12 protein-coding genes are annotated in these 12,932 nt (G+C 58.6%); 10 read left to right on the forward strand and 2 right to left on the reverse strand.

Going from position 1 to position 12,932, the window contains the following annotated elements:
• Positions 1-1,166 (forward strand): HAMP domain-containing protein (locus tag JF616_22530; GenBank protein MBW8890539.1); only part of this gene is annotated, 1,166 nt, incomplete at its 5' end.
• Positions 1,167-1,422: 256 nt separating this feature from the next.
• Here the strand turns inward: JF616_22530 and JF616_22535 are convergent.
• Both JF616_22535 and JF616_22540 read right to left on the reverse strand, forming a co-directional pair.
• Entirely contained in the window at positions 1,423-1,566 is a 144-nt protein-coding gene (locus JF616_22535) for a DUF3096 domain-containing protein (GenBank protein MBW8890540.1), read from the reverse strand.
• A gap of 37 nt (positions 1,567-1,603) precedes the next feature.
• Positions 1,604-2,527 (reverse strand): RNA polymerase sigma factor RpoD/SigA, encoded by a 924-nt coding sequence (locus JF616_22540; protein MBW8890541.1) that lies wholly within the window; start codon positions 2,525-2,527, stop codon positions 1,604-1,606.
• Positions 2,528-2,715: 188 nt separating this feature from the next.
• On the opposite strand from JF616_22540, the gene JF616_22545 reads away from it, so the two are divergent.
• The 9 genes from JF616_22545 to cadA all read left to right on the forward strand — a co-directional run.
• Complete coding sequence (locus JF616_22545; protein MBW8890542.1) at positions 2,716-3,243, forward strand: hypothetical protein; 528 nt, start codon at positions 2,716-2,718, stop codon at positions 3,241-3,243.
• A 97-nt stretch (positions 3,244-3,340) separates the two neighbouring features.
• Entirely contained in the window at positions 3,341-3,781 is a 441-nt protein-coding gene (locus tag JF616_22550) for a hypothetical protein (protein ID MBW8890543.1), read from the forward strand.
• 374 nt (positions 3,782-4,155) lie between these two features.
• Complete coding sequence (locus JF616_22555; GenBank protein MBW8890544.1) at positions 4,156-4,581, forward strand: MarR family transcriptional regulator; 426 nt, start codon at positions 4,156-4,158, stop codon at positions 4,579-4,581.
• 21 nt (positions 4,582-4,602) lie between these two features.
• Positions 4,603-5,238 (forward strand): response regulator transcription factor, encoded by a 636-nt coding sequence (locus JF616_22560; GenBank protein MBW8890545.1) that lies wholly within the window; start codon positions 4,603-4,605, stop codon positions 5,236-5,238.
• 246 nt (positions 5,239-5,484) lie between these two features.
• Positions 5,485-6,390, forward strand: coding sequence for a DUF3494 domain-containing protein (locus JF616_22565; protein ID MBW8890546.1), 906 nt, complete (start codon positions 5,485-5,487; stop codon positions 6,388-6,390).
• An 837-nt stretch (positions 6,391-7,227) separates the two neighbouring features.
• Positions 7,228-8,088 carry an OmpA family protein gene (locus JF616_22570; GenBank protein ID MBW8890547.1) on the forward strand — a complete coding sequence of 287 codons (861 nt, stop codon included), beginning with the start codon at positions 7,228-7,230 and terminating at the stop codon, positions 8,086-8,088.
• A gap of 76 nt (positions 8,089-8,164) precedes the next feature.
• Positions 8,165-9,841: a PAS domain S-box protein gene (locus JF616_22575; GenBank protein MBW8890548.1), complete on the forward strand. Its 1,677-nt coding sequence runs from the start codon at positions 8,165-8,167 to the stop codon at positions 9,839-9,841.
• 160 nt (positions 9,842-10,001) lie between these two features.
• Positions 10,002-10,622: an RNA polymerase sigma factor gene (locus tag JF616_22580; protein MBW8890549.1), complete on the forward strand. Its 621-nt coding sequence runs from the start codon at positions 10,002-10,004 to the stop codon at positions 10,620-10,622.
• 86 nt (positions 10,623-10,708) lie between these two features.
• Positions 10,709-12,932, forward strand: a 2,224-nt coding sequence (gene cadA, locus JF616_22585; GenBank protein ID MBW8890550.1) for a cadmium-translocating P-type ATPase, incomplete at its 3' end; no start/stop codon positions are given.

Raw genomic sequence — 12,932 nt, forward strand, 5'->3', positions numbered from 1 at the left:
GAGGAAACCTCGACCTTAGGCTGCCCGTGCATTCCGGCGACGAGTTGGGCATCCTCGCGCAGGCCTTCAATGATATGGCCGCCCGGCTGCGGGATTTCCGGCGATCCGATCAGGCCAAGCTTGCCCTCACCCAAAAGACCACGCAAATGGCCATCAACAGCCTTTCCGATGCGGTGGCGGTTTTCGGCGCCGAGGGCGGCGTAGAGATGTCGAACGATCCCGCTTCCGCGCTTTTCGGCATCAAGCCCGGCGTAAGCCTGCAGGATCTCGGGTTGAAATGGCTGACGGTTCTTTTTGAAAGGACCGCGCAAGAGCTGCGTCCCTTCAAACCGCGGGCCTACGAAGGGGCAATCCAGGTTTTCCGGGACGGCGAGGAACGCTTTTTCCTGCCCCATGCCATCCCCATGCTGGATGAGACCCGTAGGCTCTATGGCGTGACCGTCGTCCTCGCGGATGTCACCGAGCTCCGCCGTCTCGACGAAAGCAAAAGCGATTTGCTGGCCACGGTTTCCCATGAACTCAAGACCCGCCTTACCTCCGTGCGGATGGCGGTCCATCTGCTCCTAGACGATAAGGTAGGGCCCGTGAACGGCCGCCAGGCCGATCTCCTGCACACGGCCCGGGAGGATACCGAACATCTCCACAGGATGATCGAAACGCTCCTGGATATCGGCCGAATCCGCTCCGGGCGCATGGAGATGGAGTTGAAACCAATGGAGCCCGGGGAACTGATCGATCATTCACTCGACGCCGCGAGGCAGTCTTTCAAGGAAAAGGGAGTGCGCTTGCACCGGAGCTTCCCCTTGGATTTGCCTCCCGTGCTCGCCGATGCCTCGCGGGCCCATCTCGTCCTCGACAACCTGCTAAGCAACGCATTGAAATACACCCCCGCCGGAGGTAACGTGTCCGTTACTGCTGAAAGGCAGGGCGGGCACGTCCGCTTCGACGTAGCCGATACCGGGCCGGGAATCCCGCCCGGAGATCTGTCCCGCATCTTTGAACGCTTCTACCGGGGATCCAGGGAGGGTGAGCCAGGCGGGGCGGGACTTGGTCTCGCAATCGCCAAGGAGGTAGCCGATGCCCACGGGGGAGGAATCTCGGTCAAAAGCCAGGAAGGAATGGGTTCGACCTTTTCATTCACCCTGCTCCGGGGACCGGTTTCCTGATTCCGAATTCTCACGCTTCAGAAATATATTCGTATCGAACCCTGGATATGAAAAGCCTCCGGCATCCCCCGGAGGCTTTTAAAGCAGAGGCCAGGCCCGAAGGCGGGGCCATCCGGATCAGGGTAGACGGGAGGTCACGAGCCCGTGAGACGGGAGCCGCCCAGGGATCATTCAAGAATCAGTTACACATTTCACCTTCCGACATCATACTCTACGTGTCGCATTATATTTCGGGACGGTTTATGCGCCGGATCGGCTAGATGTGAAGACCGAACAGGCCCACCAGACCAATCACGATCAGGTAGATCGCGACGATATAGTTAAGCAGCTTGGGGATGATCAGGATCAGGACTCCCGCCATCAGGGCCATTAGGGGTTGCAATGAGATATGGATATTCATGTATGGGGCCTCCTTAAAGATTGGAAAAGGAATTCCTTCAAACCGTCAAGGACCTTGGCGGATTCCGCAAGGCGTTAAGCCTCTCCTCCCTGGCGGGATGACGTAGCTTCCGCAATCCGTCCGCCTTGATTTGGCGAACCCGCTCCCGCGTTACGCCGAATCGGCTGGCGATGTCGGTAAGGGTCAAGTTATCCTCGCGATCGATGCCGTAAAACATCTTGAGAGTGAGGCTTTCCCGATCCGTCAAAACCCCGAGCATGCTTTGCATGGCCTTTGCCACCATCCAAGAACGGGAAGAGGCGTCGGTTTTGGGAGAAATCGAATCCGGAAGGCTGTGTTCGTATCCGCCTTCCTCATCCCCCGCCACCGGGCGGCTCAGGGACAAAGACGGATTGGCCAAGAAGAGGCAGGCCTCCACTTCGGCTTCGGCGACGCCCATCTCTTCGGCCACTTCGACGGAGGACGGTAGTCGTCCCAGGGTCTGCGCCAGTTTCCGGTTCGTCTTCCCGATCGTTCGCAAGACTTCCACGCGGCCAGTGGGAACGTTCAGGACCCGGGTTTGCTCGGCCAGGGCGGTCAAGATTCCCTGGCGAATCCACCAAACGGCGTAGGATATGAACTTGAAATTCATGGAGCCATCATAGCGGCGGGCCGCCCGCATCAAGCCGAGGTTTCCCTCGCTGATGAGATCACCCATCGATAAACCCTGGTTTTGGTAATTCCGGCAGACGGCTACGACGAACTTGAGATTGGCTTCGACGAGCGTCTTTACGGCCAGGTTATCGCCCGTCCGGATGCGATCCGACAGCGCCCGCTCTTCCGCCAGGGTCAATCCCTTGATGGCTTTGATTTCCTTGAAGTAGGTGGAGAGACGATCGCCTCCCTCAACGAATTCCAGGCGTTCCGTGCGCTTTACCGGCTTCGGGGACACGCTATTGCGGGCCACTGGTTCTTGATTCATGATCATATGTTGTACTCCTGCATTTGCTTCTCGGGGAGGGAATATATGCCATCAGGGAAAGGCCAGGAATACACCGTAGGGATGAAAATAGACTTAATCCTTTTCCCCAGGGCGTATAAGGAACGATTGTCCTTGTGGATCGCTCCGCAATCCCTAAGTTCCATGCGTACCGATTCGAAAGGAATCCGATGAACAAGCAAATTATCCGCTCGATGGCCCTCACGGCCTTGGCCACCGGCCTCATATTGAACTCCGCCATGGCCGAAAGCCGCGTAAACAGCGAAACCGCCCAGGTCAAGAAGGATAGCGCCGATGTCCGGAACGACCGGAAAGATGTCCATAATGCCGATCATGCGTTGAAAGGCGATAAGCATAAGCTGAAAAGGGACAAGCGGGATGCCGGAGCCGCCCATGAAAAGCGCGAAGCAGCGGAAGACAGCCTGGCGAAATCGAAGAAGGACGGCTCGGACAACCACGAGGTAACCCGCAACGAAGTGGCCGTGGCGAAGGACAAGCATACCGAGGCGGCGGAGAACCGGGAAGTACGCGCCGACAAGCGCGATATCGCGGAAGACAAGGCCGATATCAAGCGGGATGAGAAGGATCTGAAGAAGGACAAGAAGGACCAGAATAAGGATAAATCCGATCTGAAGCGCGAGAAAAAGGAAGCCAAGGACGAGGCCGCGCAAAAGCAGAACGACAATCCCGGCCACTAGGCCGGAAACGGAACTACAGGTCGTCGACTTCAGGCCGGGCGCCATGCCCGGCCTGGATTGCTAGATTGGGCTAGTCCCCAGACCAAAAAGAGGCAGGATGGCCGAGCAGCCCGTCAGGAATTACGTCGTCGTCACTTTGGATATCGTCCCGCGGGTTTTCATGCTCAAGGAAGAGGATATTCCCCGGTGGGGCTTCCAGCCAGGCTTCATTTTCCACAGCTGGCTCCGGTCCGGCCCTGCCGGCGTCATCGGCGTGAAATTTTCATCCTGGATGATCAAGCAAGGAAACCTGACCCCCGCCGAAAGATCCGTCGTTACGCAGTGGAACCATTCCGAATCGGATTACGAGGTGTTTTTCGGATCGGTACGCGACTATGATCACGACGATGCCGAGTCCGATGAGTCCGGCTCCGCCTATCTGATGCGATTGGATGCGAGCACGCTGGCCCTTTGTTTCCCCATCCATGGTTCGACGCTAGGGAAGGCGGGGGCTGCGGTCCTGGCCGCCTCATTGACGGACTGGACCGGATCAAGGTAAGGCCTGGCCCTTCCCCCAAGAACGCGCCGTCCCTGCCACCCTCCTGGCCCGGGACCTTGGCTTGCCCTGCGTTGGCGGTTCCCCGACCTCCTTTTCCTGACTCCCGCCAAGCCCATCGCGTAAGATCGAGCTTCATCCGCCGCAAATTCGGATGAATTTGGAAAAATTAGGCTTTAAAATATTTAGGTAGACTAACAATCAAATAATAGATATGTTTGTCACATGAAATATTTCCGCATCTTAGAACGGTCCCCTGGTATTTCGGCTCTAGTAGGATGAACGCAACCTCCTTACCGAAGAATTCGGCTGTGAACGCGCTCTCCAGGGGCTCAAGCGCGTCGGATGCCGCGCGGCTCGCGGAGATTTTCCCGAGAATGATGGCCGCCTTGTCGCAGATCACCCATGCCGAGGAATTGATCCATGAGAATCTCACGCCTTCCCAAATCAAGGTACTGAACATACTGGGGGAGTCCGACGGACCGAAACGCATGTCCGAGATCGCGAAGGCGCTGGGGATAACCCAGGCCAGCCTGACCGAAACGGCCAAAAAGCTCGTCGCCCAAGGCTACATCAACCGGGCGAGGAAAGTCGATGACGACCGCGTCGTCAACGTCACCTTAACCCCCCAAGGCGAAGACTTGGCGATTGAAATCAAGCGCAAAATCCGCAGCTATTTCAACCTCGTTTGCGACGGACTCGATCCTAAGGATCGGAAGAAGCTGGTCGAATGCCATGACTTTATCCTCAAAACCTATGTGGACGCGGCGACGAAAAGAATACCTAAGGGTAAAGGGGAATAATTCTTGGCTGGAATCCGGATTTTGCTTATCGAAGACAACCGCATATTGCGCGAAGGCATCACGGCCCTGATCAACGGGCAGGAAGATGTGGAAGTCGCCGCGGTTTCCGATGGCAGAGGCAATACCCTTTCGAAAACCCGCTCCGCGAAACCGGACCTCGTCCTCATGGACTTAGGTCTAGACAGCCAAAATAGCCTGGCCGTGGTGCAGGCTGTGAAAAAGGAATTCCCGGAGATAAAAATCATCGGTATGGGCTTGGCCCCCGCGCAGTCGGACATCCTGGAATTCGTCCAGGCCGGGGCGGAGGGGTTCATCCTTAAAACCGCGACCGTTGCCGAGATGATCCACACGATAAGGGCGGTCGCCTCCGGGGATACCGTGCTTCCTTCCTCGATGACCGGTTCCCTTTTCTCCCAGGTCGCCGAACACGCGATCCGCAGGGGGAAAAGGAACATCAACGGGGCAATCCGTATGACGGAACGCGAAAAGGAAGTCATCGCCTTGATCGTCGACGCGAAGAGCAATAAGGAAATCGCGGAGGAGCTCAATATCGCTACCTTTACCGTCAAAAGCCACGTGCATAATATCATGGAAAAATTGGCGTTGCATAGCCGCTTGCAAATCGCCAACCACGCCCGCAACGAACAACACGCCTAGCTTCCCCGACATCCTTTCCGAGCCGTGAATACGGCCTCCATCGCGTTCCGACTCCACCCGATTTCCATTCCCGATCCGATCAGCGCGCTGGGAGCGGAGAGCCCGGCGTTACCCCGAAATCGACTACTGCGATGATCACGGTTTCCGGTAGTAGCATGTTAAAGGATTAATCCCTTTTCCATACCTTCGGACTATTCCGGTTGCTCCCTGCCAGGCGTATCTTCTGGACACAACAGATAGGACGCCATGAAAACAAAAATCCCGCTCCAAAAGAAAATCCTGAAATACTCCGCCGGCCTTATTTGCGGGGCCATGGCCCTGGCTTCGGTGGCTCCGGCGACGACCTATTCCATGCCGCTGGAAAAGGTCAACTTGGGATCAACGGCGAAGTTCGCCGTACTCGCGGGCTCATTGATTTCCAACGTTCCCGGTTCCGCCATCACCGGCGACGTGGCATTGAGCCCTTCCGCCGGAAGCATGATCACCGGCTTCGGCGCGGATGAGATCACCGGAACCGTTTATACGGTCGACCAGACGGGACCCGCCGGTTCGGTGGCGGCAGCATCGGATTTGACGACGGCGAAGGGCGATTTGACCATCGCCTATAACGACGCGGCGGGCCGGACGCCGGTTCCTGAGGGCCCGTTCCTGGACCCGGGCGCGGGCGACATCGGAGGATTGACCCTCATTCCCGGCCTCTATAAGTTCACCAGCGCCCTTTCCATCACGGGCTCCGACGTCACCCTGTCCGGGACCGCGGAAGATGTCTGGATCTTCCAAATCGCTTCCGGCCTCAATGTCGGCAACGGCATCAAGGTCATTTTGTCCGGGGGAGCGCAAGCGGCCAACATATTCTGGCAGGTCGGCACTTCGGCAACCTTAGGCACCACTTCCGTCTTCAAGGGGACCATCATGGCTGATCAGTCCATCTCCCTGAATACAGGCGCCACCCTCGATGGCCGCGCCTTGGCCAGTATCGCCGCCGTTACCTTGGCCTCCAGCACGGTGACCCGGCCGGATCCGTCGAACGTGTCCCTTAAAGGTCATGCGGACCGGCGGAACCGCTCCTACCCGAACCCTCTCTTCCGTGCCCATGGGTTGGTCGACCTGAACGGCAGGGTGCGCCGCGCGCAAACCCCGATTATCGATTGAACGCAGTTCACTTTGTCACTTACCGAACGTTTCAAACTTCGCGAGGAAATTATTAAGAACAAAACCTTGAATCTCAAATCGATCGCCGCCTCCGCCGTCCTGGCCCTGGCGACCCATTCCATGGCCGAACCCACCACCAACGTGGATCCGCCCGTAACCGAGCATATCGACGCCAATACCGAGATCCGGGTGGTGGCGCCCACCAATACCTTCTACGGCACGCGGGGTCTGCCCCAGACCGGTTCCGCCGAAGCCTTGGGACAGGGCCGTCTCATTTTCGGACTGAACGGGTCCTTCTATCAGCAGCAGAAGGAATTCGCGAAGGGGCCAAATAAGGGCGCCAATTTCTTCACCGGCATCGGATCGATCGCGTACGGATTGAGCCGCCAAGTGGATGCCTTCGCATTCATCACGGGAATAGGTTCCACTAATTACAATAGCCAGCAGGCATCCGGACCGGGGACGGTGGGCGTTGGCGTGCAGGGTACGCTGCCCTTTTCCCAGTCCGCGCCGGTACGCATGTTCGCGCAGCTTACCCTCGATCAAGGTCTGACGAACAATCCCATCGATACCAATTTCGCCGATGGGTATAGCTACTTCGAATCGCGTACCGGCCTCGATTTCACGGGTAAGCTCATCCAAACCCTGGTTTTCGGCAACGAGGACGCGGGTTTCAAATGGCATTTCAACGAAGGCGTGGTCACCTCCACCGAGTCCGGCACCGACAACCTACTGCTCTTGAGCACCGGCGCCCAAGTTAATGTCTTCGCGGCCGTTCTGGGGGCCGAATTCCATGCCCGTTCCCCGATCGACGCCATCGAGTTCGGCACCGATCCCATGTGGATAACGCCCTCGGTGCAGTTCCGTTCCGGGTATGACATCAACCTCAGCGCCGGCGCCGACATCGCGCTTTCGGGAGATCGCAACGATGCGACCGGTACCCGGGCCCTGGAACCTTATCGCCTCTTCGCGGGCATGACCTTTACCCTGGACACCGAAGCGGGTGCGCGCGCGGAAGCCAAGGCGAGGGCGCAACGCGAAGCCCGGGAAAAGGCCGAACTACGTAATCAGAACAAATCCCTGGTTAATGAAGCGAAGGAAGATTCCCTCGCGGCTTTGCGCCAGAAATCCCAATCCGATTCTTCGGCAACCGCCGCCGCAGCCAAGAACAGCGCCGACTCCCTGGCCATGGCCCGCAAGGCGAAAAGCGACTCTTCGGCGAGCGCCAATAAGGCCCGCCAGGATTCGCTCGCCCTGGCGCAGTCCCAGAAGGATCTCGCGCTGGAGAAATCCAAGCGTTCCGACGCGGAAAAGCAGCTCCTATCTACCGGCCTGCTCCTCATGGACGCGGTCTACTTCGAGACCAACAAGACGGACATCTCCATCAACTCCAAGCCCTACTTGAATATCATCGCCAAGATGCTGACCAAGTATTCCAAGCTGCAAATCGAGGTCTCGGGCCATACCGATGACGTCGGAAGCGATGCCCGCAATCTCACCCTGAGCCAAGGCCGCGCCGAATCCGTGGCTGCATACATGGTGCAGGTCGCTCCGGAATTGAGGGGAATGCTGAGCGCGAAGGGCTATGGGGAATCGCAGCCCAAGGCCGACAACAAGACCGCCGAAGGCCGGAAAATGAATCGCCGGACCGAACTGCAAGTGCTCAACAAGGAAGCGCTCAAGGAATACAACCCTTGATTCGCGGCGGGGCGTTGGTTCCAACGCCCTTTCGCTCTCCACGGTAATGCCTCCTTTTGCCGAATGAAAGGTCCGTATGAACCAGAAGACTTCCATGTCGGATGCCCTTTCCGAATCGGCCCGGGAAATGGATTTCATCCTGGGGAACCTGAAAGACCATGCCATTTTCCTGATTGACGCCAAAGGCGTAATCCGGAGTTGGAATACGGGATCGGAACGCGTGTTCGGATACAAGGATTCCGAGGCCATAGGGCAATCTTTCGCTACCATCTTCACTCCCGAAGACGTTCAGGCCGGCATTCCCGAAAGGGAGTTGTCGACGGCCCAAGCCGAAGGCAAAGCCGAAGATGAGAGATGGCACGAGCGCAAGGACAAGTCGCGCTTTTGGGCGTCCGGGGCGGTAGTCCCTTTGCAGGAATCGAACGGGGAACCTCGGTATGTCAAGGTTGTCCGGGATGCGACCGATCGCAAACGGGCGGAAGATGCCGACCGGATGGAATCCATCGGCAGGTTGGCGGGCGGGGTGGCCCACGACTATAACAATATGCTGACGTCCATCATCGGATATGGCGAATTGCTGGCCGCATCCATTTCCGAAGACAGCCCGCACCAGGGTTGGCTTCTGGAGATCCTGGAATCGGCGCGGCGGGCCGCCAGCCTTACCCGGGACCTCCTGGCCTTCAGCCGCAGGCAGATGATCACGCCGGAGCCTACGAACATCAATGAAATACTCTTCCGGGTGCAGGGCCGTTTGCGATTGACACTCGGGGAACGGGTGGCTCTACGTATCGAATCCGATCCCGGCCTGGAAACCGCCCTGTTGGACAAGTCCCAGATCGAACAGCTGCTGATGAACCTCGCTTTGAACGCGAAGGAGGCGATGCCGGAGGGCGGTCTCGTTACCATAAGCACCCAGAGCGCCATAGCCACCGAGGCGGCAGCCAGACAGGCGGATACCGCGGGCGCGGCGACCGCGAGGAGTTCCGCGATCGCCTTAAGCGCCGCAAGCATCGCCAACGTAGGCCAAATCTCGCCAGGGCCTACCGGAGAAAAGGGGGAGGCCGAGAGGTCAGCCTATATCACCTTGATTTTCAAGGATAACGGGAAAGGGATGGACGCGGAAACCACGGCCCATGCATTCGATCCTTTCTTTTCCACCAAGCCCAAATCGACCGGATCGGTCGGCTTGGGGCTTTCCACCGGTTATGGAATAGTCCAGCAGAGCGGAGGGACCATTTCGGTGACGAGCGTGCCCGGGAGCGGTACGGAATTCGTGATCCATCTGCCGGTGTCCACGGAAGCGCATCTCCCGCCTGCGCGCGAATCCGAGCTTTGGGCGAAAGGGCCAATCGTCCCGGCGGGAATGGGGAACGCCCGGAAGAAAACCATCCTGTTGGTGGAAGACGAGGTTGCCGTCAGAAAGCTCGCTTCCGAAGTCCTACTGGCGAACGGGTACCAAATCCTGGAAGCCGGGAATGGCGAGGAAGGGTTGGCGATTTTCAGAGGCCACGCGACCGGCATCGATGCCGTTGTTACGGATCTCGTAATGCCGAAAATGGGAGGCCTGGCCTTGGCGCGGCATATCCTCGCCGGCTTGCCTGATACTCCCATCGTATTCATGTCCGGTTATCCTGATGATCCCTTGATCTCGCTGGATACGAAGCACAGGTGCGTCTTCTTGCAAAAGCCCTTCTCAGTTGCGGAATTGTTGGCGAAAGTGGGAGAAGTGTTTTCCGGGATGGCCATGAAATAGCCGGCACCGCTCCCAGGTCAGAAACGGACGGCGACTTTTCCGAAGTACTCCCGTCCTTCGGCCAAATAGCGGCCGGGATTCGGCGAAACGACGTTCACGTATTTCTTCGCCCGGTTGGCCTATCCCGTCAGGGGGCGAAGGCTGTTGCTATTATAAACCGATGGATACCGAGGACGGAATCGCCGGCGCTTTGGGCGAGGGCAATCAAGCGTTAAGCCCGGAGGCGGTGCGGCTCTTCACGGAGAATCATCTTCGTTTCCTGAATTTTCTGCGTCGTCACGTTCAAAGCGATGTCATTGCGGAAGACCTTTTGCAACAAGCCATTCTCAATGCCGTTCGGCACGGCAAGGATTGGGATGAGAAGGAAAATTCCTTGGCCTGGTTTTACCGCATCCTGCGGAATCAGCTAACGGATCATTACCGTAAACGAGCCTCGGAACAGCGGAAGATGGATGCGCTGAGGCTGGAAGCCGAGCAGAGCGGATTGCATCCCGAATCAGCGGAGGATCGGAATCAACTTTGCGGCTGTTTTGAGGGGCTGCTGCCTTCCTTGAAGGGCGAATATGCCGACCTGATCCGAAGGATTGACCTTGGGGGCGAGGATCCCGCGTCTGTCGCCAGTGGACTGGGTATTTCCTACAACAACCTTTCGGTTCGGCTGCATCGTGCCCGGAATTCCCTGCGTTCGAGCTTGGAGAAAACCTGCGGCATCTGCACGCGGCATGGCTGCCTTGATTGCACGTGCGTCCATCCGAAATCGCAGGGTCCGAAACCGGTGTAAGTTTTGCTCTCCTCTACCGTCTGTAGGGTTGCGGGGCGGTCGACGCCCGCGGAATCTAGTTTTGAGACCATTAACTCTTGGTGGAGATGAAAATGGAGACGCACCCGGCAACGGCCAAAACGGAAAAGGATCCCGTTTGCGGCATGACCGTACAACCCGGGAAGGTTGCGGCACAGGCCGAATATGGCGGGAAGACCTGGCATTTCTGCTCCCGGCATTGCCATGACAAGTTTACAGTAGCTCCCGAAAAATTCATCCCTCGTCAACCCGTACTGGATTTGCCTCTTATGGATTCGGATAAGGGCGGAAGCCAGAGGCCAAGTACAATTTACACCTGTCCCATGCATCCGGAGGTAAGACAGGCTGGACCCGGGAATTGCCCGAAATGCGGTATGTCCCTGGAACCCCAGTCTCCCGCGGCCGCGGGGGAAGAAACGGCTAATCCCGAATTCGAGGACATGCAGCGCCGTTTTTGGGTCAGTACGGTTTTGACCACGCCCCTGCTGGTTCTGGTCATGATCCATATGGTTTCGGCTTTCCATCTGGAAGCGGTGCTTCGCCCCGAGTGGCAGCGCGCATTGGAATTGGCGCTGGCAACCCCCGTGGTCCTATGGGGAGCTTGGCCGTTCTTCCAACGGTTTTGGGCTTCCCTGGTCCATCGTAGCCTCAACATGTTCACCTTGATAGGCCTCGGGGTAGGCGTGGCCTATCTCTACAGTGTCGTGGCCACCCTCGCGCCCGGGATCTTCCCGGTATCCTTTCGAGATGCGCATGGCCAGGTGGGCGTGTATTTCGAGGCCGCCGCCGTCATCGTAACCCTGGTGCTACTGGGCCAAGTCCTGGAACTCCGCGCCCGCAGCCAAACGGGCGCGGCGATCAAGGCCTTGCTGGGGCTCGCGCCCAAGACCGCCCGCCGCGTGCGCGAGGATGGCGTGGAAGAGGAAATCCCCCTGGCCAATGTGCAAGCGGGCGATCTCCTTCGCGTGCGACCCGGCGAGAAAGTGCCCGTGGACGGAAAAGTGTCCGAGGGTTCGAGCGCGGTGGACGAGTCCATGGTGACCGGTGAGCCGATGCCGGTGGAAAAAAAGGCCGGAGATCCGGTCATCGGGGCGACCGTGAATGGCCGGGGATCCTTGATCATGCGCGCGGAAAAGGTCGGCGCGGATACCTTGCTCTCGCAAATCGTCCAGATGGTTTCCGAAGCGCAGAGGAGCCGGGCGCCCATCCAGAAGTTGGCCGATCGGGTTTCCGGTTATTTCGTGCCCATCGTGGTGGCGACTTCCATTCTCACCTTTATCCTATGGGCCTGGCTGGGTCCGCAGCCTGCCTTGGCCTATGCCCTCATCAACGCCGTCTCCGTGCTCATCATCGCTTGCCCATGCGCCCTGGGGCTGGCCACTCCCATGTCCATCATGGTCGCGACCGGCAAGGGCGCCACCTCCGGAGTGCTGTTCAAGAACGCCGAGGCCATCGAAATCCTGCGTCAGGTCCAGGTGCTGATCGTAGATAAGACGGGAACGCTTACCGAAGGCAAGCCGCGTTTCGCGGGGATGGAAACCTTGCCCGGATGGGAGGAAACCGAGGTGTTACGTCTGGCCGCAGGCTTGGAACAGGGGAGCGAACATCCGCTCGCCGAGGCGGTCGTCCATTTCGCGGAAGAGAAAGGCATAGTTATCCCCAGGGTCCATGAATTCCAATCGGTGACCGGCAAGGGGGTACGCGGGAGCGTGGACGGCCATGCGGTGGCCTTGGGCAATCTTCCCATGCTGCGCGAATTGGGTTCGGATCCGGGAATCTTGGCCGATAAAGCGGAAGCGAGACGCAAGGAAGGCCAGACGGTTTTATTCGTAGCCGTGGATGGCCGCGCGGCAGCCCTCTTGGCGGTCGCGGATCCCATCAAGTCCTCGGCGGCGGGCGCCATCGCTGCGCTCAAGCGGGACGGCTTACGGATCGTGATGTTGACCGGAGATAACCGGACCACGGCCGATGCGGTGGCGCGCAAGTTGGGACTGGACGAGGTGATCGCCGACGTCCTGCCCGATCAGAAAGCCGCCGCGGTCAAGCGGTTGCAGGCTGAGGGCAAGCGGGTGGCGATGGCGGGGGATGGCATCAATGACGCGCCCGCTCTGGCCCAGGCGGAAGTGGGCATCGCCATGGGCACGGGCACGGACGTGGCGATGCAAAGCGCGGGCGTAACCTTGGTCAAGGGCGATTTGTCCGGTATCGTGCGGGCCCGCCGCCTCAGCCAGGCCACCGTGGCCAATATCCGCCAGAATCTCTTCTTCGCGTTTATCTACAACGCCCTGGGCG

The sequence above is a fragment of the Fibrobacterota bacterium genome (genome assembly GCA_019509785.1).
Classification (GTDB): domain Bacteria; phylum Fibrobacterota; class Fibrobacteria; order UBA11236; family UBA11236; genus Chersky-265.